Annotated in this window: 20 protein-coding genes; 11 read left to right on the top strand and 9 right to left on the bottom strand. The window is 46.6% G+C overall.

Annotated elements, in window-relative coordinates; all coding sequences use genetic code 11:
* Positions 1-160: 160 nt before the first annotated feature.
* The 3 genes from QUA54_RS19730 to QUA54_RS19740 all read left to right on the top strand — a co-directional run bounded on the left by QUA54_RS19730 (position 161) and on the right by QUA54_RS19740 (position 1,829).
* Positions 161-373: a chlorophyll a/b-binding protein gene (locus tag QUA54_RS19730; RefSeq protein WP_172191937.1), complete on the top strand. Its 213-nt coding sequence runs from the start codon at positions 161-163 to the stop codon at positions 371-373.
* A 142-nt stretch (positions 374-515) separates the two neighbouring features.
* Positions 516-1,055: a photosystem II reaction center PsbP gene (gene psbP, locus QUA54_RS19735; protein WP_172191939.1), complete on the top strand. Its 540-nt coding sequence runs from the start codon at positions 516-518 to the stop codon at positions 1,053-1,055.
* Positions 1,056-1,181: 126 nt separating this feature from the next.
* The gene (locus tag QUA54_RS19740; RefSeq protein WP_333415959.1) at positions 1,182-1,829 is read left to right on the top strand and encodes a nucleoside triphosphate pyrophosphatase; all 648 of its coding nucleotides are present in this window, start codon (positions 1,182-1,184) and stop codon (positions 1,827-1,829) included.
* Positions 1,830-1,919: 90 nt separating this feature from the next.
* On the opposite strand, the gene QUA54_RS19745 is transcribed toward QUA54_RS19740, so the two are convergent.
* Positions 1,920-2,831 carry a calcium-binding protein gene (locus QUA54_RS19745; protein ID WP_333415960.1) on the bottom strand — a complete coding sequence of 304 codons (912 nt, stop codon included), beginning with the start codon at positions 2,829-2,831 and terminating at the stop codon, positions 1,920-1,922.
* Between the two features lie 298 nt (positions 2,832-3,129).
* Here QUA54_RS19745 and eno point away from each other — a divergent pair, with 298 nt between their 5' ends.
* Positions 3,130-4,410 carry a phosphopyruvate hydratase gene (eno, locus tag QUA54_RS19750; protein ID WP_445301569.1) on the top strand — a complete coding sequence of 427 codons (1,281 nt, stop codon included), beginning with the start codon at positions 3,130-3,132 and terminating at the stop codon, positions 4,408-4,410.
* A 358-nt stretch (positions 4,411-4,768) separates the two neighbouring features.
* Here the strand turns inward: eno and argC are convergent, their stop codons facing one another.
* Positions 4,769-5,827, bottom strand: coding sequence for an N-acetyl-gamma-glutamyl-phosphate reductase (gene argC / locus QUA54_RS19755; protein ID WP_333191790.1), 1,059 nt, complete (start codon positions 5,825-5,827; stop codon positions 4,769-4,771).
* A 451-nt stretch (positions 5,828-6,278) separates the two neighbouring features.
* Between argC and QUA54_RS19760 the strand changes: the two genes are divergently transcribed.
* The gene (locus QUA54_RS19760; protein ID WP_333415961.1) at positions 6,279-7,295 is read left to right on the top strand and encodes a sulfate/molybdate ABC transporter ATP-binding protein; all 1,017 of its coding nucleotides are present in this window, start codon (positions 6,279-6,281) and stop codon (positions 7,293-7,295) included.
* Between the two features lie 120 nt (positions 7,296-7,415).
* On the opposite strand, the gene QUA54_RS19765 is transcribed toward QUA54_RS19760, so the two are convergent.
* Both QUA54_RS19765 and hisF read right to left on the bottom strand, forming a co-directional pair.
* A complete protein-coding gene (locus tag QUA54_RS19765) occupies positions 7,416-7,757 on the bottom strand; it encodes a low temperature-induced protein (RefSeq protein WP_333415962.1) in 342 nt (113 codons plus the stop codon).
* 438 nt (positions 7,758-8,195) lie between these two features.
* The gene (hisF, locus tag QUA54_RS19770; protein ID WP_333191787.1) at positions 8,196-8,987 is read right to left on the bottom strand and encodes an imidazole glycerol phosphate synthase subunit HisF; all 792 of its coding nucleotides are present in this window, start codon (positions 8,985-8,987) and stop codon (positions 8,196-8,198) included.
* Between the two features lie 514 nt (positions 8,988-9,501).
* Between hisF and QUA54_RS19775 the strand changes: the two genes are divergently transcribed.
* From QUA54_RS19775 to nadB, 3 genes are all read left to right on the top strand, one after another.
* Positions 9,502-10,491, top strand: a complete 990-nt coding sequence (locus tag QUA54_RS19775) for an adenylate/guanylate cyclase domain-containing protein (protein WP_333191785.1) — start codon at positions 9,502-9,504, stop codon at positions 10,489-10,491.
* Positions 10,492-10,742: 251 nt separating this feature from the next.
* On the top strand, positions 10,743-11,177 hold the full coding sequence (psbU, locus tag QUA54_RS19780) for a photosystem II complex extrinsic protein PsbU (protein WP_172191957.1): 435 nt from the start codon (positions 10,743-10,745) through the stop codon (positions 11,175-11,177).
* A gap of 322 nt (positions 11,178-11,499) precedes the next feature.
* Positions 11,500-13,164 (top strand): L-aspartate oxidase, encoded by a 1,665-nt coding sequence (gene nadB / locus QUA54_RS19785; RefSeq protein ID WP_333415963.1) that lies wholly within the window; start codon positions 11,500-11,502, stop codon positions 13,162-13,164.
* Positions 13,165-13,174: 10 nt separating this feature from the next.
* Here nadB and QUA54_RS19790 read toward each other — a convergent pair whose 3' ends face one another.
* The 3 genes from QUA54_RS19790 to QUA54_RS19800 all read right to left on the bottom strand — a co-directional run bounded on the left by QUA54_RS19790 (position 13,175) and on the right by QUA54_RS19800 (position 17,705).
* The gene (locus QUA54_RS19790) at positions 13,175-13,411 is read right to left on the bottom strand and encodes a hypothetical protein (protein ID WP_333415964.1); all 237 of its coding nucleotides are present in this window, start codon (positions 13,409-13,411) and stop codon (positions 13,175-13,177) included.
* Between the two features lie 569 nt (positions 13,412-13,980).
* A complete protein-coding gene (locus tag QUA54_RS19795; RefSeq protein ID WP_333415965.1) occupies positions 13,981-16,119 on the bottom strand; it encodes a CHASE2 domain-containing protein in 2,139 nt (712 codons plus the stop codon).
* Between the two features lie 662 nt (positions 16,120-16,781).
* Positions 16,782-17,705 (bottom strand): vitamin K epoxide reductase family protein, encoded by a 924-nt coding sequence (locus QUA54_RS19800; RefSeq protein ID WP_333415966.1) that lies wholly within the window; start codon positions 17,703-17,705, stop codon positions 16,782-16,784.
* On the opposite strand from QUA54_RS19800, the gene QUA54_RS19805 reads away from it, so the two are divergent.
* A complete protein-coding gene (locus QUA54_RS19805) occupies positions 17,687-17,884 on the top strand; it encodes a hypothetical protein (protein WP_333415967.1) in 198 nt (65 codons plus the stop codon). The genes QUA54_RS19800 and QUA54_RS19805 overlap by 19 nt on opposite strands.
* Positions 17,885-18,026: 142 nt before the next feature.
* On the opposite strand, the gene btpA is transcribed toward QUA54_RS19805, so the two are convergent.
* A complete protein-coding gene (btpA, locus tag QUA54_RS19810) occupies positions 18,027-18,914 on the bottom strand; it encodes a photosystem I biogenesis protein BtpA (RefSeq protein WP_333191813.1) in 888 nt (295 codons plus the stop codon).
* Positions 18,915-19,321: 407 nt separating this feature from the next.
* Between btpA and QUA54_RS19815 the strand changes: the two genes are divergently transcribed.
* On the top strand, positions 19,322-20,308 hold the full coding sequence (locus tag QUA54_RS19815) for a GDSL-type esterase/lipase family protein (protein ID WP_333415968.1): 987 nt from the start codon (positions 19,322-19,324) through the stop codon (positions 20,306-20,308).
* Positions 20,309-20,666: 358 nt separating this feature from the next.
* Here the strand turns inward: QUA54_RS19815 and QUA54_RS19820 are convergent, their stop codons facing one another.
* Entirely contained in the window at positions 20,667-21,719 is a 1,053-nt protein-coding gene (locus QUA54_RS19820; protein ID WP_172192820.1) for a Gfo/Idh/MocA family protein, read from the bottom strand.
* A gap of 509 nt (positions 21,720-22,228) precedes the next feature.
* Between QUA54_RS19820 and QUA54_RS19825 the strand changes: the two genes are divergently transcribed.
* On the top strand, positions 22,229-22,903 hold the full coding sequence (locus tag QUA54_RS19825) for a PEP-CTERM sorting domain-containing protein (protein WP_333415969.1): 675 nt from the start codon (positions 22,229-22,231) through the stop codon (positions 22,901-22,903).

Raw genomic sequence — 22,903 nt, forward strand, 5'->3', positions numbered from 1 at the left:
TGATTCTATAAGGGTTTAGAGCTTGCCGACAGTTGCATTTCTTTTTAAAAATGGTGTCATATTGAGGTTTTTTTAAAAAAAAACCTCACAATCCTTTACATATCTTCACAAGTCTGTTACATTTATTTACAGTAGACAAAACGCAATTTAGGAAACAAACATGACTAACAGAGGCTTAATGCTGGACGACCAAGGCAAAATGAACAATTTTGCGATCGAACCGACAGTATATATCGATGACGAACCCCGCACCGGCTTCACCCCCTACGCAGAACGCTTAAACGGCCGCCTTGCCATGATTGGTTTTGTTTCTCTCTTGGCTTTAGAAATTTCTACCAAGCACGGACTGATTAGCTGGCTGACTCACCTGTAATGATTTTGTTAAAAATTAGACTATACGGCTATGCCTCGCGGGCGGTACACAAACGGCGAGCATAGCTTAACTATTTTTAGGGGCAAGGTTTGGTGAGACAATTAAAATTAAATATTTTAGTGTTAGCCTACCCGTAAAAATAATGCTCAAACGAATTGCGGCAATACTTCTGGTTGTTCTGAGCCTCACCTTGACCGGTTGTGTATCTAAAGTCACCGGACTCAAAAGCTACGTTGATACTGGCGACGGCTATCAATTTCTCTATCCTAACGGCTGGCTGCCGATCGCGGTTTCTAACGGGCCTGATGTGGTGTTCCGCGATTTGATTCAGCAAACCGAGAACGTCAGCGTGGTAATCAGTCCAGTCCCCAAGGACAAAACTCTGGCGGATTTGGGAACGCCGACGGATGTGGGATACAAGCTCAGCAAAAGTGCGATCGCCCCTAGTGATTCCGGCCGCGAAGCTGAATTAGTCAATGCAGAAGCTCGCGAATCGCGATCGAAAAACTATTACATTTTAGAATACGCCGTTAAGTTGCCAAACCAAGAACGGCACAACTTAGCGAGTGTAGCAGTCAGCCGCGGCAAACTTTTTACGCTTAACGTTTCCACTACAGAAGAACGCTGGCCAAAGGTAAAAGAAGCTTTTGAGAAAGTCGTTAAATCTTTCTCTGTTTATTAGGTTAAAAAGTAGTTGGGAATGGGGAATAGGGCGCAGTGCCTTGGGGATGGGGAATAGTTTATTTTTCTTCCTTCTTCCTTCTTCCTTCTTCCTTCTTCCTTCTTCCTTCTTCCTTCTTAACTTATTATGAAAATTCCAACTTTTGTGTTAGCTTCAGCTTCTCCGGCGCGCCGCCGCCTGCTAGAAAATGCTGGCATTCAAGCTGTGATTTGCCCCAGCGACTTTGATGAAGGGCAAATACAAATGAGGGATGCCACTAAATTAGTGCAGGTTTTAGCATCGGGAAAAGCTGAGGCTGTAGTTAAGTTTTTGCTGGCTAATTCTCACCCGCAAATCCTCAATCCCAAATCCTGTTTGGTGTTGGGATGCGATTCAATTTTGCTCATAGATGGCGAAATTCACGGCAAACCGAAGGATGCGGAAGAAGCAATCTCGCGCTGGCAGAAAATGCGCGGTAAGGTTGGCGAATTATATACGGGTCATGCTTTAATTGATACTAGATTCGATGACTTTGATGAGGCAAGGTCGCGATCGCTCATTCGCTGTCAAGTTACAAAAGTTCATTTTGCGGAAGTTACCTCGCGCCAAATTGCGGCCTACGTCGCTACCGGAGAACCCCTCGCCTGTGCAGGCTGTTTTGCACTGGAAGGTAAAGGCGGCTTTTTTGTGGAACAAATCGAAGGATGTCACACGAATGTGATCGGTTTGAGCTTACCTCTACTGCGGCAAATGCTCAGCGAAATGGAATATGATGTGGCGGATTTTTGGTCTTGAAATGCACAACTTGGAAAGGAATAAAATTTTTTGTAGTAAGGACTAAAGTTCTGATAGAGGACTTTAGTTCTTACTATAAACCTCAGAGGATTATCCCAGGGCGATCGAGCTTTCAGACACAGAGGTAAACAGAAGTTGAGCCGGCGACACATCTTTCACCAAACCCAGAATATTTCCGCTACTAGCTTCCCTAATCACCGTCGCCTTAGTATTTAAAATTCTAAAATCAGCGGTTCGAGGCTGTCCCGGAGGAAAAGGGCCATTGCTATCGTAATCTCTGGCATCACCAATTGTTAAAAACTTTTCAGTCAAAACAATGTCATTTCGCGTTAACCCGGAAGCTAATCCAATGACATCTCCTTGAGCTGGATTGTAATCCAGAATAAAATCTGCGGGTACTTCCTCTGTATTAAAATTGGGAACTGAAGGCGGTTGATCCGAACCAATTTCCCGCGATGTTGCTCCCGCTTCTCTTTTGATGACAAACAAATCTGCGCCTTCTTTTCCCCAAACTCTATCAATTCCAGCATCACCGATTAGAGTATCGTTTCCACTGTCTCCGACTAAAGCATCATTCCCTTTACCGCCGCGAATAAAGTCATTGCCCGTGCCTCCATAAGCGTAGTCATCGCCTTGATCTCCGCTGACTAAATCGTTGGCGCATTCTCCGTAAAGTATGTCAAAATCTTGACCGCCGCGAATAGTATCGTTGCCGCAACCTCCGATTAAAGTATCTATGCCGCTGTTGCCGTTCATCAGTTCTGCACCACCGGAACCTCTGACGAAATCGTTGCCGGCTAAGGCCCGCAAACCTCCGGGAGTGTTGCGGAGGATTCCATTTGCTAATAGAACTATATCGTCGTTCGCAGTGAGGTCAAAAAAGTTGGGATCGCTACCAGGATTTAATGGCCCAGTTAGCAATCTAATGTTGGGGGGATCGGCAATAATTGGGTCGGAGTCTTCAGCTAATGCTCTAATTTCTCCGAGAGTTGTTTCTGACATCCTAGCTTTCTCCTTTTTTGATTGACTTTGTTGACATTCTGATTTTAACAAAGGTTTCAATTAGAAAATCTGCGTGAATTTGCGGTTAAAAAAATTAAATTAATATCAAAATTGCCATCGGTCATTGTGCAACAAGCCTAACTTATTGACACCTAACTGCCCAAATCCGCAAATATTTTGAACTGTGCAGCAATAATTCTGGGGATCGCGTACTCTATTACCCGTCAGCAGTCAGCGTCGGAAAGCCAACAGACTGCCAAATGTCATCAAACCGTGAGTAAAGTCAGGAATCCTTAATATGCTAGACACTGCGATCGAATTTATTAAAGCCAGAGAAATCCTCGACTCCCGCGGCCGCCCCACCATTGAAGCTGAAGTTTACCTAGCTAACGGTGTTGTCGGGCTCGCACAAGTGCCCAGCGGCGCGTCTACAGGCTCTTTTGAGGCCCACGAACTCCGCGACGGGGACAACAAACGTTACGGTGGCAAAGGAGTCCTGAAAGCCGTCGCTAACGTCGAACACAAAATTGCCCCCGCTTTGGCTAATCTGGATGCGATCGACCAAGCGCTGGTAGACAAAACCATGATTGACTTGGACGGTTCCCCCAACAAGTCCAACCTCGGCGCAAATGCCATTCTCGGAGTCTCCTTAGCCACAGCAAAGGCGGCTGCCGAGACTTTAGGGATCCCCCTTTACCGCTACTTGGGCGGGCCCTTAGCTAACGTTTTACCCGTGCCTTTGATGAACGTCATCAACGGCGGCGCCCACGCCGACAATAATGTGGACATTCAAGAATTTATGATTGTCCCTGTGGGTGCGCCATCTTTTAAAGAAGCTTTGCGCTGGGGTGCAGAGGTATTTGAATCCCTGAGCAAAGTCTTAAAAGCTGAGGGTTTGCTGACTGGTGTTGGTGATGAAGGCGGTTTTGCGCCTAATCTTAAATCCAATCAAGCAGCTTTGGATTTGTTGATTGCAGCTATTGAAAAAGCTGGCTACAAGCCAGGTGAACAAGTTGCTTTGGCTTTGGATGTTGCTGCTAGCGAATTTTACAAAGATGGACAGTACACTTACGACGGTGTGGCTCATTCGCCAGCAGAATTAATCGATTATTTGGATGGTTTGGCCGGAAAATATCCGATTGTTTCCATTGAAGATGGTTTGCATGAAGACGATTGGGACAGTTGGGTAGCGCTGACGCAGAAAATGGGCAGCAAAGTTCAATTGGTGGGTGACGATTTGTTTGTTACTAATCGCACGCGGCTGCAAAAAGGGATTGATTTGAAAGCTAGCAATTCGATTTTGATTAAGCTGAATCAAATTGGTTCTTTGACGGAGACTTTGGATACGATCGACCTGGGTAAACGGAACAGTTATCGATCGGTCATCAGCCACCGTTCCGGTGAAACTGAAGATACCACAATTGCCGATTTGGCGGTAGCGACTCGCGCCGGCCAAATCAAGACCGGTTCTCTGTGTCGCAGCGAACGGGTGGCTAAATACAACCGTTTGTTACGGATTGAAGACCAATTGGGCGATCGGGCAATTTATGCTGGGTCGATCGGTTACGGGCCAAAATAACACTGGATAATTGGTAATTGGGCATCGGGCAATTTTAGATTTTAGATTTTAGATTTTAGATTGAAGAATTGATTAGTAACTTGAATCTAAAATCTAAAATTGGAAATCTAAAATCGGATGGGCATCGCGCATCGGGCAATTTTAGATTTTAGATTTTAGATTTTAGATTGAAGAATTGATTAGTAACTTCAATCTAAAATCAGCAATCTAAAATCTAAAATCGGATGGGCATCGCGGATCGGGAATTTAGATCCTGTAGATACAAGGGGCGGGTTTTACACACAATAATTGGCTAAAAACCAATCATCTCGTAAACCCGCCCCGACCAAATTACCAATTACCAATTACCCATTCTCAATTAAGGATAGAAAGCCAATTGAGGCAAACCCAAAGTTTCTTCCCAACCCATCATCAAGTTCATGCACTGGATGCCTTGACCGGCTTGTCCCTTAATTAAATTATCGATCGCCGATAGCACAATCACCCTGTCAGTACGCGGATCGACTTCGATGCCGATATAACAAAGATTCGTACCGCAAGCCCATTTTGTTTGCGGGTAAACCCCAGCCGGTAACACTTTTACCCAAGGACAATTGCGGTAAAAAGCGCTGAAAATCGTGATTAAATCTTCCCGCACCAAACCCGGATCGCGCAAAGTTGCGTAAACAGTCGCCAGAATTCCCCGTACCATCGGAATTAGGTGGGGAGTAAACTGAACTTTAATATCGTGTCCGGCTAAATCGCCACAAATTTGCTCGATTTCTGGCGTGTGGCGGTGGCGGCCAACACCGTAAGCGCCCAGAGAACCCTCTGCTTCAGCCAACAAGAGATTAACTTCGGCTTTGCGCCCCCCCCCAGAAGCACCGGATTTGGCGTCGATAATTGCTGTTTCTGGCACGATCAGACCTTGTTTGAGCAAAGGTGCCAGGGCTAATAAACTAGCAGTAACGTAGCAGCCGGCACAGCCTACTAACTGAGCGTCTTTAATTCGATCGCGATACAATTCTGGCAAACCGTAAACAGCCGTTGCAGCCAGTTCAGAGTCCGATCGCTCGCCGCCGTACCAAGCTTTGTAAGTTTCCAGATTTTCAAATCTGTAATCAGCCGACAAATCCAAGACTTTGCAGCCTTTTTCTATCAGCGTCGGTGCCATTTTGCAAGCTAAACCGTTCGGCAGCGACAGAAACACAACTTCACATTTTGCCGCTATTTTTTCTAGGTCGATCGCCTCAATTGTCAAATCAATGCAGTTAGTCAGATGCGGATAAAGGCTGGAAAAAGGTTTTCCCGCACTGCTATCCCCACCCAAATAGACTACTTCAGCCAGTGGGTGATCCGCCAGCAGTCGCACAAGTTGCACGCCGCCGTACCCTGAAGCGCCGATAATTCCTACAGGCACACGTCCAACATCTCCCATTTTCCTTTATCCCCTCAGCCGTTGAAGTCAAAAACGCTTGAACTTTTGCTGCATTGTAGTACCAAACGCCAACTTTGGGAGCAAAGAATTGTGTCGTTTTGTTTGGGAGGTGCATTTTTGTGAATTTTCGGGTGTTTGACCGCGCCCAAAAACGGATACAAAGCCCCGACTCCTTTCCTGGAGAGTTCAAAATTTTAGACCAAAGTTCCACCTTCGAGATTCAAAGCTGCAAGTAAATCTAAAATCTAAAATCTAAAATCTAAAATCTAAAATCGACTGACCGATCGCCAAAACCCTAAAATTAACAAACGGATCTGCGATCATGCTATAAAAAACTTACTTTAACCCATCCCCAAACCGGAGATTAACTTTTTTCGCTCGAAGCTCGAAGCTCAACCTCCATCCGTTAAATCAGTTAAATTTTGTACACGGCTTCGTTGCCGAACTTCCTATGGGCATAGTTGTAGAAAACGTATCAAAACAGTTTGGCAGTTTCCAAGCACTCGATCGGGTCAGCTTAGAAATTGAATCCGGTTCCCTAGTCGCATTGCTGGGCCCGTCTGGTTCCGGCAAGTCTACGCTGCTGCGGCTGATTGCCGGTTTAGAAATGCCCGACTCCGGCAAAATCTGGCTGACAGGACAAGATGCGACCAATACTAGCGTCCAAGACCGCAAAATTGGGTTCGTGTTTCAGCACTACGCGCTATTCAAGCACATGACAGTGCGAAAAAACATCGCTTTCGGCATGGAAATTCAGAAAACACCGCCCGCGAAAGTCAAATCGCGGGTAGAAGAATTGTTGAATTTAGTGCAATTGGGAGGATTGGGCGATAGATACCCGTCGCAACTTTCTGGAGGCCAGCGACAGCGGGTGGCCCTCGCCCGAGCCCTGGCTGTGGAACCGAAAGTTTTACTGCTAGACGAACCTTTTGGAGCTCTCGATGCCAAAGTTCGCAAAGACTTGCGTGCTTGGTTGCGGCGGCTGCACGACGAAGTTCACGTTACCACAGTCTTTGTGACGCACGATCAAGAAGAAGCAATGGAAGTTGCCGATCGCATTACAGTAATGAATAAAGGTAAAATCGAACAAGTCGGCACACCCGCAGAAATTTACGACCATCCCGCTAGTGCTTTTGTAATGAGTTTTATCGGCCCCGTCAATGTATTGCCCAGCAGTTCGAGGATGTTTCAAGACAACGGCTTTGACTCAGCCCACCCAGAGATTTTCTTGCGCCCTCACGACGTAGTAATTGAAACTACAGAAAATAGTGCAACAGTGCCTGCAAGAATCAGTCGCTTGATTCATTTGGGATGGGAAATTCAGGTAGAATTAACCTTAGATGACGGTCAAGTAGTAAACGCTAATTTGACGAGAGAAAAATTTGATAGCTTGCACTTGCAGCCCCAGCAAAGAGTGTTCGTAAAGCCGAAAGATGCCAAGTCCTTTCCACTTTTTTATTCAATCTGATACCAATTCTTAAAAAAAGACCTAAATTGAGATTGGATACGACATTTCAAGGGACACGGCTTCGTGCCGTGTCCCTAATCTTTTATACTGACAACTGTCGGCTGACTACTTCGCGCTGAGTTAGTCTTTGATTTTACCAACAGCTTTTTTGACTTGTTGTTCAAAGGATGTAGCGTTTGTGTTGGAAGGATTTTTCATTTTTTCAATGTCAGCGTCTCCCTGAACTTCGTTAGGTCCTTTGTTCGCTTTTTCTTGAGTTTCTTCCAAGGACAGTGGTTTTTTCAGTGCAGCTTCTTGAGATGCTTTTTCAATCCCTAAAAGTTGGTCTTCACCTTTGGTGGGGCTGCTGGTAACGGCAAAAGCCGGGAAAGCATTAGAAACAAACATTAAGGCACAAAAACAAACAGCTATTAAAGTGCTAACTAAACGCTTGGTAGGGAAGTTAAAGCTGATAAAAGACATACAAAATTTCTCCGTTTTTAGAAGTTTTGATCGCTAAGATTGTTAACAGGCTGAAGCTCGCTCAAATTCTGCACAATCTTTAACTCAAGTTTGAGGAAAGCCACCGTTGCTCTCTTTCAATTTGAGCTAATATATAATTTTTAGCTGAAAAAGCTGGGATTTGAAATCCTTCTCAGGGAATATTTCTAGATGACTGGCGCGGGTCGCCCGAACACATTTATGTAGAAGGCACTTGTGTAGAATCAAAAAAAATCTATATAAGTGCCTTCGGATGCGCCTCACATATCGGTATCAATGTCAGTAACGGGTTTTATCGTGGGGTGGGGGCGGATTTATTTAGCCTGTTTGCACTGTGAGAGAGCGCTGGAGTGAACCCGCAGAGCGGTTTGTTGAAAATGTTGCAAGATATTGAGATGCGCCCGACTATCCACCCACTGACTAAGGACTAATGACTAATGGCTGCTGCTGTCGCACGGGAACTTGACATTTTGCTAGATAAGTTTTAATTTCTCCTACACTGAGCTGCCCGTAATGCAGCAGGGAAGCCAGCAGTGCAGCTTCTGCTTTGCCCTGTGTCACGGCTTCGTAGATGTGGTGACAGTTGCCGGCGCCGCCGGAAGCAATGACGGGAATTTCGACAATTTCGGCGATGCTTCGGGTTAATTCCAAATCGTAACCGGCTTGAGTGCCGTCTGAGTCCATGCTTGTCACCAGAATTTCGCCAGCGCCGCGCTGTTCGGCTTCTTTGGCCCAGGCGATCGCATCTTTGCCGGTATTTTCTCGCCCTCCGCGCACGTACACGTCCCAACCGGGATTATCCGCATCTTGCCGTTTGCGGGCGTCGATCGCGATTACAATGCACTGATTGCCAAATCGATCGCTCGCTTTGTCAATTAAACTCGGATCGCGCACCGCCGCCGAATTAATACTCACCTTATCAGCGCCCGCCCTCAATAAACTTTTAATGGTGTCTAAGGATTGAATACCGCCGCCCACCGTCAAAGGGATAAATACTCGATCGGCCGTGCGGTACACCACATCAATAATAATGTCCCGGTCTTCGTGAGTCGCGGTAATGTCCAGAAACACCAACTCGTCAGCACCCGCATCATTGTAAACCTGAGCCATTTCTACGGGATCGCCAGCATCCTGAAGGTTGACAAAATTGACACCTTTGACCACGCGACCGGCTTTCACATCCAGACAAGGCAAAATTCTTTTCGACAACATAAAATTCTCGTGTTTCTAATTTATTGACCGCCGCAGCGAGGAAAAGGCTTTGTTGATATCTTCAAAAACATGAAGTTAAGCAACAAATCTTAAAGATACCTTGTGTTTAACAATTATCGGTCTGAGCCGGAGAGCCATTTTTCAGTTTTTTTACGCCCCCTCAACATAAATAAAACTTGGCTCGCAGTGGGAGCCGTGACATTAGGTAGAATATTGGTACACAGTTATATTTTTGGCAAAAAGCAGCAAATTTAACTCCCCAGATACATTTTTGGGGTGAAAAATATGGCACTTTCGCTTATGATCTAACAATAACTACCTTCGCTGGCGATCGAATTGTGGTTCGGCAATCCTGTATGGTTCCGGTGCATCGACGATCGACTAAACAATTTTAGATTTGAGAACGGCAGATTTGAGGTTTTTTAGCAGCAATCTCAGTTATAAGCGGCGCGGTAAAGTTAAAATTTTAAGTTTAAAACCTCAAATCGGTTGACTTGATGTAGTTTCTAGGGCTGTGGTGACTTTGCAAGCCAATCCACATTTGGTACTTCGTACAGAAAAAAGCGGCAATCGCTACTTGCCGCTCTCCGGCAGCAATTGCTGGACAGTAGGGCGGAGCGACGACAATAATTTTGTACTGACCGATCGCTGGATTTCCCGTAATCACGCGATGTTACAGCAAATGGAGACAGGAGAGTTCTACCTGATCGACTTGGGCAGCCGCAACGGTTCCTTTGTCAACGGGCGGCGCGTCAGTATTCCTGTCACTCTCAGAAATGGCGATCGGATTATTTTCGGTCAAACCGAATTGGACTTCTACAACCCAACCGGCGGCCACCGGATAGAGCCAATACACGACACAGACTCTGACGATTTTACGGCGACTTTGACGGTGCGCAGCCTGATTAGCGTCATGGTAATGGACATCCGAGACTTTACTATTTTGACTAGGCAGCTAGACGAAACCCTACTCTCAGAAGTCATCGGCAGTTGGTTCCGCAAAGCAGGACTGATCATTCGCGAACACGGCAGTTGGGTGGACAAATACATCGGCGATGCCATCATGGCCGTCTGGTTCCACAAAACCAGCGGTGTCAGCAGCGAGGAAATGATGCGAATTTGCCAAGCTTTGAGCGAACTGCACCAGGCAACAGACGAACTCAGCAGCCGTTACCCCCTGCCTTTTCCTTTGCGAGTCGGGGCCGGCATCAATACCGGTTATGCAATGGTGGGAAATTCTGGCAGCAGCGACCGATCGGACTATACCGCCTTGGGAGATACTGTAAACGCAGCATTTCGCCTGGAATCTTGCACCAAGCAACTCGGCAAGGATATCGCTGTGGGAGAAACGACCTACAAATACCTGACGCAATTGGGTGCCCAGGACGCTTTCGAGCAGCACACAGTTTCTTTGAAGGGTTACGACACTCCCACCGTGACTTACGGCGGTACTTATGCTGACTTGAACGCTTTTCTCAAAATGAAAGGAAAGAATTCTCGATAGCTAGAAAATTGGGTGGGGGCAAAAATTAACCCTTTAAAATGCCAGTCCGAGCTGTTAATTTGGAGGGTCTTCTAAAAAATTGCCTGCGATGCCTAAATTGGCAGAGGTATCATATATCGTCCGTGATGTCAATACCTTAATGTAAAGTTTATAACAGCCCTCTACGTGTTGCGGATTTATCTGAAAAACTGCATAAGCAAAATGGTAGTCTCTACATAAATGCTGTGTATGAAATTAGGAGACAAAACTTCATGAAACGATTGGGTCGTCTATTGGCAGTATTGGGCTTAGTGCTGGGCTGCTTTGCATGGGCTGGAGACGAAAGCGCGATCGCGGCGACCTTGAGCCGTATCGTCTTGCCATCATCCTCGCTCCTAGCTGTTGAAGCTCCGGTTAGAACCAATCGCGCCGATGACAAGCTTGCCACAGAATACGGCAAAAAACTTGATTTGAACAACAGCGCCGTCCGGGACTTTCGGGACTTTCGAGGGTTGTATCCCACTTTAGCTCGAGTAATTATTAAGAATGCTCCTTACGAAAAAGTTGAGGACGTACTCAACATTTCAGACTTGACGGAAGCTCAGAAAAAAGTGCTGCAAGCTAACCTGGACAAATTCACCGTAACTGATGTTGAATCAGTCTTTATTGAAGGAGACACCAGATTAAATAATGGTCTCTACGACTAGGTAGCAGCGGGCCTCATTTAAAGGCAGAAGTCATTTGGCAGAAGGCATTCGGTAGAAAGAAAAGATTTTTTTTCTAGAGGCTGATGACTTCTGCCTTTAATTTATCAAAACTTACTTTCAACCACTATTCGGAAAAAGCCTGCCAAAATTCCCTAGATTGAAATAAGCGGGTTCCCCAGATTCATCTGTATACTCAATTCTTTAATCTAAAATCTAAAATATAGACTCGATCGACAGACATTAGTTCTACTCCCCAGATTCATCTGTGGAGTCAATTCTAAAATCTAAAATCTAAAATCTAAAATCGACTGGCGGCAGACTTATGACTGACAAATTTGACGTATTGGTAATAGGTGCTGGCGCGGCCGGTTTGTACACGGCACTTTGCCTGCCAGAGCATTTGCAGGTGGGCTTGATCAATAAAAATACCCTGCCTGTTTCTGCTAGTGATTGGGCTCAAGGAGGGATTGCCGCGGCGATCGCCCCTGAAGATTCAGCAGCACTTCACATTCAGGATACACTGGCTGCGGGAGCCGGTCTTTGCGATTTGGAGGCGGTGAAATTTTTAGTCGAAGAAGCTTCAGCTTGCATTGACTCCCTCGTGAAAATGGGCGTTGCATTCGATCGCACCGGCCCAGATTTAGCCCTCACCCTAGAAGCCGCCCACTCCCGCCGCCGAGTTCTCCACGCCGCCGACACTACGGGCAAAGCCGTTATCAGTACGCTGACAGCAAAAGTATTGAACCGCAAAAACATTCAACTCGTATCTCCTGCCTTTGCTTTGAGTCTGTGGCTAGACGAAACCGGGCGCTGTCAGGGGATTAGCTCGATTTGCGGTTCGCGAGTCAAGTGGCTGCGGGCCCAGGCAGTGGTGCTGGCAACAGGCGGCGGCGGCCAGGTTTTTGCTCAAACGACCAATCCGTCGGTAAGTACCGGGGACGGGGTAGCAATTGCTTGGCGCGCCGGGGCGCTGCTGCGAGATTTAGAATTTGTGCAGTTTCACCCGACGGCGCTGAGCACTGCGGGCGCGCCTCGGTTTCTCCTTAGCGAAGCGGTGCGGGGAGAAGGAGCTCATTTGGTTGACAGTAAAGGATATCGCTTTGCTTTTGACTCTCACCCCAGCGGGGAACTCGCCCCTCGGGATGTTGTCAGCCGCGCTATTTTCCGCCACTTGCAGAAGACGGGAGAGCCTCATGTTTGGCTGGATATGCGCCCGATTGCTGTCGATCGACTGCGCTACAGGTTTCCGAATATTATTCAAGTGTGCGCTGATTGGGGAATTGATATTTTTTCCGAACCGGTGCCGGTGACGCCCGCTGCCCATTACTGGATGGGAGGGATTGTGGCTGACAAATTTAACCAAACGTCGATTCCGGGTTTGTACGCGGTGGGAGAAACTGCGAGCACGGGGGTACACGGCGCTAACCGATTGGCGAGCAATTCGCTGCTGGAGTGTCTGGTTTTTGGGGCGCAGATGGGACTTTTGCAGCTAGAAGGTGGAAGGCCCGAGGCATTCGCAGATCAGTTTGAGGCGGGGGAAATCTTAGAAAAATCGATTTCTGAAAAGGACATTGAGGCGATAGAAAAGTTGCGGGTCGAATTGCCGAATTTGGTGTGGCAGAGTGCGGGAATTTGCCGGGGACAACGCGATTTGGAAAGTGCGATCGTCCAAGTTGAGATTTGGCGGCAAGAATTTGCCTCGTTGCCTTTGAGTCAAACGCTTGATAATTTGCAGCCCGGACAAATTATTGATTTTTCGCCTGCTGATGCGGAGAATAGCTCGATTTTGCGAAATTGGGGAGAAGTTGGCAATTTATTGGATATCGGCTACTTAATTGTCAAAAGTGCTGCGTTTCGCACGGAAAGCCGCGGCGGTCACTACCGGGTGGACTATCCTCTCACAGATCCGGATTGGTGCACGCACACCTTAATTCACTACTGCAATTGGTACAAATCTGCTGCTCGATCGGGGCGAATAGAAGATTGAAAAATGGGGGTCAGCGCGTCCCCGTACCGTCACTTTTGGGGTTCCCGTTCGGGGCTGGTTCGTATTTTTGGTAAGTTGCAAACCTAGATGTTGGTGTAACTGTCCCAACTGTGGAGGTCGATCGATCTTTGGTTAAGTTGGTAGTGGAGTTGCTGGCAAGTCGAGCCGCATTTGCGGTCCCGACTGTATTTACTTGCAGGCAGGCAGCCAGAGTTGCCGTTGTTGTGAGCTTAATCAAAGTACGCATATTATTCACAGCCTTATTCAAATCACCGAAGTAGATGCACGTCCCTACCGCCTATTATATCTATCAATTTCCGTAGTTCCACTGATATATTTACATTTTCTTTAATTAACTTTCATAAGTTTACGTAAAATGGTTTAATTTAAGGCTTTTTGACGATTATAATTGGGTTTCCAGTATCAGGTTTTGATTTTTTTAATAATTTGTAACATTTAGATGAAACGGCAATTTGCTGTAAAAATTTTCATATTTTTGTAAGTCTATCTAATGACAGATGACAGGCTATACGAGTTAAGACTATACATTTCAATTTTTTGGACATTTTTTTGAACGGTTTCAAAAAGTTTACATGGCTTACGGTTTCAGGAGCTGTTTTTTCAAAGCTAGCTGCACATCGGACATATTAAAATAATATCACCCCACGACTGAATCAGGGTTTGAGGTCTAAAACTCGCTCAAATTTTGTCCGAATTATTGAGAATTTTAAATTAAAAAATTGAATAATTAGGAATGACTGATGAAGATCGTGGTTTGGAGTTTACCTACAGTAGCATTATTGTTTTAAAGTGGTATTAATTAAAAAATTGATATTGATTTTTTCCGCATTCCTTAGCACGATACATCGCAACATCGGCATTCTTGACTAAAATGTCTGGCTCTGAACCGTCAATGGGATATAAACTAATGCCAATACTTGTAGTTACAGAAACGGTATGTTCTTCTAAAATGAAAGGCTGCACGATGGCGTAGCAAATTTTTTCAGCTACTTTCGCAGCTTCCTCGCGACCTGGAATTGCGGGCAGAATGACTGTGAACTCGTCGCCGCCCAGCCGCGCAATAGTATCGCTGCCGCGCAAGGATTTTTTGAGCCGACTGGCAAAAGTTTTTAACAGCAAATCGCCCACATTGTGTCCGAGAGTGTCGTTGATTGACTTAAATCCATCTAAATCTAAAAATAGTAAAGCTACCAATTCCTGATTGCTGGAGGCTTTTTCGAGAGACTGATGCAAGCATTCGTAAAACATTTTGCGGTTGGGCAAACCCGTGAGAGCATCGTGATCGGCTTGGTGGCTGAGTTCAGCATTTTTTCGTTCTAGGGCATTTTCCCGGAGTTGGCGCTCGGTAATATCTCTGATTGCTCCGACTAAAAATAGGTTGCCGGCAGCATCTTTATGCAGGGATCTTTTAGTCGCAATCAGATGCGTAATTCCGTGAGCGTCAGTAAAATATTCTTCATTTTCTCGCGGCTGGTGAGTTTGAAATACTAATTCGTCTTGCTGCCAAAATATCTCGGCTTCAGCTTGCGGAAATAAATCGTAATCAGTGCGGCAGGTTAAAATTTCTAAAGGATAGCCGATAAAGCGACAATATGCCTGATTCAAAACAAGGCAGCGGTGATTTCGATCTTTTACAAAAATGGGGTCGGGAATTGTATCGATTAGCGATTGTAAAAATTCTTTAGACCGTTTTAATTCTTCTTGCAAGTGAGCCAGATAACCCACAACTGCGGCACCAGAACCCACAAGACTGAGGATTGGAGGAATTAACGGCAGCCACCAACCAGCTAAAAAAGCTAAGTATAAACAGGCACTCAAACCGAGACTGATACTTGACAAAAAGTAAACCGATCGACGCAGCGATCGCAAATTCCAACTCACACTTGCTCCCGCCCAAGACCAGAGTAAAATCCACAGCAACTCGGCAACCTCTGGCCAGACATTGATCCCCCCGCGCCCGTCGAGGGCTGCACTTAAAATTTGGCTCAAGAAATGAGCCTGAAGCTCGACTCCCGGTATTTGCTGGGGAGGAGCAAACCAACCCGAGCTGTAAGAATTTTGGTAAAAGTCTCTGAGGCTGGGGGCAGTTGAGCCGATCAAGACAGCGCGCGATCGCACAAAATCAGCGGGTACTTTGCCAGAAAGCACGTCGCTCATCGATGCAGTGCGGAAACGGCCTCGCGCGCCGCGCAGGTTGGCCAAAATTTGATAGCCGCGGCTGTCCGCTCTAACGTAAGCACCGTCGTTAGGTTGAAAAGGCTGAAAAACTCCCTTACCTAACTGCAAGTATTGAGGATTGACTGTTGCTGGTTGAGGGAAAATTTTTTCGCTTTCGAGGTAACGCAAAGCCAGTGTCAGCGCTAAACTTTCATGAGTTTCGCTGTCTCCGGGCCAAGAATAGAGCAAAGTTCGGCGCACTTTTGAGTCAGCGTCGATGACAACGTTGTTGAAACCGATTTGATCGAGCTTGTCAAGTACCGGAGGCGGCAGAACTCCGAACCTGGCTTCGTCTGGCATCAACTCAATGCCGATTAAGTTGGGAATAGTTTTAAAAGTGTTGAGCAATTCGGCGTTACCCGGTTGAGTTGGCAAATCTCGGTAAACGTCGAGGCCGATCGCCCGCGGCTTGCCAGCGTGCAATTTTTTCAGCAATTGGGCCAATACAGCATCGGAAATTGGGTAGCCGTATTTTTGCAAGTCAGCTTCCTTAATTTCTACAATGACGATGCGCGAGTCAATTGGTTCGGCCGGCCGCCAGCGCACAAAGTAGTCGAAAGCAGCCCATTCCCACACCTGAAAAAAGCCGAAGCAGCGCATTACAATGACCGTACCAGCAACGGCACTCGCAGTAATCAATACTCGGCGTTCTCGATCGAGCCATTTTTTGAGAGTTTTTAGCATATTTTCGGGATTTTTGCCTCGCTCTTCGAGCATCTAAGCTACTACTACATATAGCTTTTAGATCTCCGGGACTATCGGCTCAGTCGATTTTAGATTTTATTTTTTATTTTTTAGATTATCCAATTTTTTGATTTTTCGGTGCGGGCGAGTCGATTTTAGATTTTATTTTTTATTTTTCGTTGCGATCGGGCTGCAACAACATAAACCGGGTTGCTCAACCAAAATATATGATTTCAACAATGAGTCTGGAAGCAGAAATCCGGTTTCTTGAGTTTTTGTGTATAGCAGATGTTGAAGGCCCTTAGGCTCCGCGAGCGGGCAAGTCGCGGTTCGTGAGCGAAGTCGAAGGACAGGGTAAAAAGAAGGAAGAAGGAAGATCGAAGTTGCTATCAACGGCAATGGTTTCAGCAATTAAGAACTTTCTCAACGTCGGGCACAGTTGCTATAGAGGTTCTTGGGTAGATGAGGTACATAATCACACTTAAAAACTAAAAAGCTTAGCAACACTGGTTTCGGCGTATTTGATTTTTGCGATCGCCGCTATCTACCTAGTTTTTACTAATTTTTTATTGATTATAGAGGCGAAATTTTAGGTTAATTTCGCAGCACGAGACAACTATCAACTAAGCTAAAAATCAGGATATTTCCTGGCAATAAACCTAAAATCTGCCATCTATAATCTCAAACTTTTTCTATCAGTTTTGAAAGTTGCGCGGGCCGGTGTAACCCGATAAGTCCGCGAGTTTCTCCAAAGATTGCGTCCCGGAATAAAACTGACCTTTAATCTCCCAAGTAGGGAAACCTTTAATATTCGCAGCAGCAGCTTGGCAAATTTCAGCGCGGGAATTTTGCCCCTTGGGATCGCATTCAACGTAATCGATTATCGCAGCACCTTCTTTACCAAAAAGCATTTTTTGGTCGTGGCAGTGGGGACACCAGTAAGCGCTGTATTGTTTCGCCCCGATTTGTCTGAGGTGGCGGGCCAAAGCAAGTTGTGCCGGGCCGGAGGTTGTAGTGACGGCAGGGGGTACAATTCCGGGGGTAGAGACAGAAGCAGCAGGTGAGTTGACACTGTTATAAAGTCCCAAGGCGCCGATCGAACTCACCATTGCCACCAAAATGCCTGTAAATACCAACTGTCCGATATCTTCCCACTCGCGCCCGACTAGCACCAGCACAAACAGCGACAGTGAAAATACGGCGGAACTGATGCAATAAATGCACAGTTCCTGAATTTCAAAAGCCATCAAATAAATCAAATAGCTGCTGAAAATTACCATCGCAGCGGTGATGATAAATAGCGCTTGCCAAGTTTTGTTTTCTAGTTGAGAGTGCAGTCCTTTATTGGTGTTGGGATTGACGGCTTTGGGAGCCAATGCCAGGATTGCTATGCTCAGGTAAGCCAGACAGCCTAACAAACTTAAAGGCACTGTGCCAAAGACTGTAGCATAGGGACTGTTGAGAACTTTGTCGCAGCCGCTGGTGGGACAAATGACCGAGCCTGTCGTGAATTTAGCGATCGTGAGATAGGCCGTTTCTACGACGCCGATGGCTGCGATCGCTCCTATCACAGTCCTAGACCAGCGATGAATCCAAGGGGTTGAACGTCGGCGAATCATTTTTTGATTTGGTAATTGGTAATTGGGACGTTGAAAGAAGAAGGAAGTTGGGCAACGAGCAATGTACGGGATTTAACAAATTAAACGGATGGATATTGAAGGAAAAAGTCAAAATTCAGAAGTCAGAAGTCAGAGCAAAAAAAAGAGCTATCCGTGTATATGTGACTTCCGTGCCGTGAATCAAGGGAATTGATAATTTGACATTGGTGATTGGGAATTGATAATTGATAATTGGGAATAGATAATTGGTGCTTTATTTCACTATTAGGTCTTTGTTTTCAGCTATTACCGATTACCGATTACCGATTACCCCTTCCCATTTTACGTTTTACTTTTGACTTTGCCCGGTTCCGGTGTTGGCCCTCTTGAGCCATTAGCGTCTCTGTTTTCCTGTTCGCGTTCTTTCTGTGACAAGCTGCGGCGGGCGGCTTCTACAAACTGACTAACGCGGATCGGATCGATCGGCTGCTCGATGCGGCCGTTTCGCTTCAGGGAACTGGATACAATTACGCCGTCAGCCGCCTGCATGAGGGTGGAAATGTTCTCCCACGAGGCGCCGCTGCCGATGAAAACTGGAATTCCCGCCGCTGCTGCACTCGCGAGTTCTAAGTCTTCGAGATTGGGAGGGCTGCCAGTTGTCCAGCCGGAAAGGATCACGGCGTCGGCTAAAGCGCGCCCGATCGTCTCTTGGACGGCTGTGGTCAAGTTGGGGCTGCCTAAAGGTCGCCCGTGCTTGACTAACACGTCTGCTAGTATTTTGACATCGCTGCCCAATTCCCGGCGGTAGCGCAGTAGCTGGTGAGCTTGGCCTTCAATTAAGCCTTGGTCTGTAGCCATGATGCCGTTGAGGACGTTGACACGGATGAATTGAGCACCACTGCAGGAGGCGATGGCGATCGCGCTGTGGGCGTCGTTTCGCAGCACGTTAACGCCGATCGGCAGCGTCACGAGATTTGTTAGCCTCTCGACTACCAGAGTCATGGCACTTACCACAGCCGGGTCTACGCTGTCTTTGGCAAAAGGAGCGTCGAAAAAGTTCTCGACTATGATACCGTTTGCGCCACCAGAAGCCAGCGCTGTAGCCTCTTGCTCGGCTCTTCCGATAATAGCTTTGAGGTTTCCGCCCCAGCGGGGAGAAGTTGGCAGAGGCTGTAAATGTACGACACCGATTATGGGATTCGGCGTTTTGAATATTTGTTTTAAGTCCACGGATTTTCCTGAAACCACCAAGTTCACTGACGGCTGACGGCGGATTTTGACGGTATATTCTAGAATTCTATATCCACGGGGGCGATTCGGTTGAGTTAATCGGGCGGCCAAGTGCCTCAAACCCCTAAGCCATAACATTTTAGATTTTAGATTTTAGATTTTAGATTTTCCAAGGGCGACCTACTGATTTCACTCAAAGACGGATACTTGCTTCAAGACAGGAATCCTGTAAAGCAAAAAAGTTGAGATTTTAGGGAGATATCCCAGATTCATCTGTGGAGTGAATGCTTTAATCTTTAATCTAAAATCGACTGGCCACAATCGGGTTTGAGAGCTTGAGTGCAGTTGCATTCTTTTTTATACCTTGGTGTCGGCAGGGGTTTTTCCTTCTCTATCGAGGTTAAGTGGTGAAAGTTGTTCTCATAATTTTGGCTGCCATCTCCGGATTGTGGGCAGCAATCGAAGTGCTGCTGCGGGTGCTGCTGGGTTTTGGCAATCCCTTGATTTACATTGCCGATGCCGAGTGCGGCTATTTGTTGGCGCCCAACCAGAAGGTGCGCCGCTTGGGCAACCGGATTGAGATTAACGAGTATTCGATGCGTACCGGAGCGATCGCCCCGATACCCCCTCCAGAAACTCTGCGTGTCTTGCTGTTGGGAGATTCTGTCGCCAACGGCGGTTGGTGGACACATCAGACCAATACGATCTCGGAAATTATGACTCGGCAGTTGAGACTGCAAGTACAGAATCTGGCGAGCGATGCACAATTAGCTTCAAAAGTCAACTATTCAGATTTTGAAGTTCTCAACGCCTCAGCCAATTCTTGGGGGCCGAGGAATCAACTTGCTTACGCCAAGCGGTTCGGTGTTTTTGGGGCCAAGGCTTTGGTGTTGCTGCTCAATACGGACGATTTGTTTGCATCCGCTCCCTGTGGGGAGGTTGTGGGCCGCGATCGCTCTTACCCGGATCGCAAACCCCGATCGGCCACACTAGATTTATTGAGCCGCTATCTGTTACCTGCAGTGCCGGCTCGCCAATTAGCAGCACCCGGAGCTCAAAGCCCAGATGTAGTCGGCTGCAACTTAGAAGCTATTCGCCAAATCCAGAAAATAGCTATATCCGCCAACGTCCGGTTTTTGCTTGCGGTGACGCCCAAGCTGGGCGAATTCGGCGACCTGGGCCCTCGCGACTGGGAAGTCAAGGCTAGAGAGCGTCTCGCCGAACTCGTGGAAACAGAGAAAATTACTTACATAGATTTTCTTCCCATTTTCAATTGTGCGGCGCAAATTCCAACTTTGTATCGAGACAGCATTCACCTGAGTCCTCAAGGAAATCAGCTAGTGAGCAAAACCATCAGTCGTCAAATAGTCGCTCTTTTTTGGCACAAATCGTGATTTAACCCCAAAACGGATACTTGCCCCCGAATTAGATTGTGGAGAGCAAAAAAATTTAAACCTTAGTCCAAGCCCCCAAATTCATCTGTGGAGTCAATCTCTAATCTGCAATCTCAAATCTCAAATCGACAGTTTAATCCCCCAATGGGGATATCGAGTCAATCTAAAATCTAAAATCTACAGTCTCGAATCGACAAATCAAGCCCCCAGATAGATCTGTGGAGTCAATCTAAAATCTAAAATCTACAATCTCAAATCGACTGACATCGAATCCGGTTGCATGGGAACAGTTACTGTCTTCAACGAACAACAAACCCAAACTGTAAAAGCACCCGGAAACGACACGATTTGTCTCGATTTAGCTAACTTGCAAAGTAGACTCTAGCTCTTTGGGATACCAAGCTTGACCGTCGAGAGCCATTTGCTCGATCGAACTCGCAAGCCGCAGAGCTTTGAGAGCTTGTTCTCCTCCCACAGAAGGCTGATTTCCACCCCGCACGCAATTAATAAAATGCTCCAACTCTGCGTGGAGCGGTTCAATATTGCTGGTGTAAACTTTCTCGATCAACCCATCTTGACGGTAAAGCACCTGACCGTAATCCGTCACGTAATTGGCGGTTGTTTGTCGGTGAATCAAGATTTCGTTGTTGAGAAAATCTGCCTCTGTCAGAGAATTTTTGCAGTGAGCCACGATTGAACGGAGTTTGCGGTGCGTCACCTTACTAGCAGTCAAGGTGGCGACAATGCCGTTAGCAAAGTTCAGCGTCGCTGTCACGTAGTCTAAATAACCTGAATCTGAGGCCCTGCTGCCGCTGGCCGTCAGCTTCACCACTTGGGAATCTGCCAATTCCAGGAGCAAGTCAATGTCGTGGATCATTAAATCCAAAACTACCGATACGTCGTTAGCCCGCTGGGAATAAGGACTCATCCGGTGAGCTTCCAATGCCAGTAACTCTTCAGTTTTCAGCACTTTGCCGAGTTCCTGAAAAGCTGGATTGAAGCGCTCGATGTGACCCACTTGCAAAATCCGGTGGGCCTCAGCAGCCGCGTTGACCAAAGATTCGGCTTCGGCAATGCTAGCCGCGATCGGCTTTTCAATTAAAACGTGAACTCCCGCTTGGAGACAAGACATCCCCACAGCGTGGTGCAGGCGAGTTGGAACGGCGACGCAAACTGCATCTACGTGGGCGAGCAAATCCCGGTAGTCTTCAAAGAAGCGAACCCGGTATTTGCTTGCTACATCTATTCCCCGCTCTACATTTATGTCTGCAACACCCACGAGTTCGATATCTTTTAGCAAGCTCAGAACTCGCGTGTGGTGCTGGCCCATATTGCCAACCCCAATCACCCCAATGCGGAGGGGTTCAGGTTGACTTCGCTGGGCGAAAACGTTTGCGTATCCCAATGACATCCTATCTAGCACTCCTGGATTCTCCTCCACCACCACAGGAATCAAGCCCCTTGGCTTCCCTCAGCTACTCACAGCCATCCAGATAGTACCACAGTCAAACTATTTGTGAAGAATTTCTAAGTTCAGTTTTAGGATTATAACGTCAGGCAATTAAACAGAAGCTACTCATACACAAGGGCAGAATACCGGGTAAAATCTGTGGAAATTACGTATTGACAAAATTTATTAAGTATGCAAACAAAGCTGGGCGATCGTCTGCAGCATCGCAACAACATAAACCCGTCGGAATATTTGGCGGTTACGAGCAAACATTTTTCTGGTTTCGGTTCAAAAGTAATAGTGAAAATCATAAATTATACAAATATTACAGGTGCCGCATCAGTATTACTTCGGTTATTTACATTTGGCAATCTTTGAATTATAAAAAATTGACGTTAACAATGCGGATAATTACGGGCGATCGCTCACTCAAATAAATTACAATTACGTAACGCCTAATAAAGAAAAGAATGAGTCAAAAACAAAGGCCGAGATTAGGAAGCGCGATCGCTACGACAATTTTAAGTTTGTGTTCATCTGTGTTATTGGTAGAAGTAGACAAAGCACAAGCCGCCTTACTAACCTACACTTTCGATGCGGGCAATGCCTTCTATTCCCCCCCTGGGTCTAGAAGTTTTTTGAAGGTGGATAACTCCTCCCTTACAGGAATAGGAATTGAAGAAATTGCGATTTCCGAGGGAAGATTCTACGGTTACACTTTCCGAACAAGCAAAGAATACCAGGATTTGGCAGGGGTTACAGCTTTCTTTTATGAAGGGGATTTTCGCGGACTGAATACAAGCGGCGGCGACGATTGGATCACAGAAGTAAGCTATCAAGATCCAGGCGAACCGCCTGTATGGTTTATACTGGACAGCAGGATATCTTGGTTTATCGAGACATTCCCTGTGCCTTATTTGGATGCACCGCCGGTCTCTGCGTTTTTTGGGTATTACGAGCAATATACGACCAACCGCGACGGTAGAACAGAGCGAACCGATAGAAATTTCTACAATGGCGAGTTTTCTTACACTCTAGTGGATACCGAAGCCGAACCAGTTCCCGAACCTCTCACTGCTGGGGGGACAGCTTTAGCATTGGCAGGTTTAACCTGGTTAAAACACAAGAAAAAAATGGCAGCTTGA

Source organism: Microcoleus sp. MOSTC5 (assembly GCF_036701825.1).
GTDB classification, from domain to species: Bacteria; Cyanobacteriota; Cyanobacteriia; order Cyanobacteriales; family Microcoleaceae; genus Microcoleus; species Microcoleus asticus.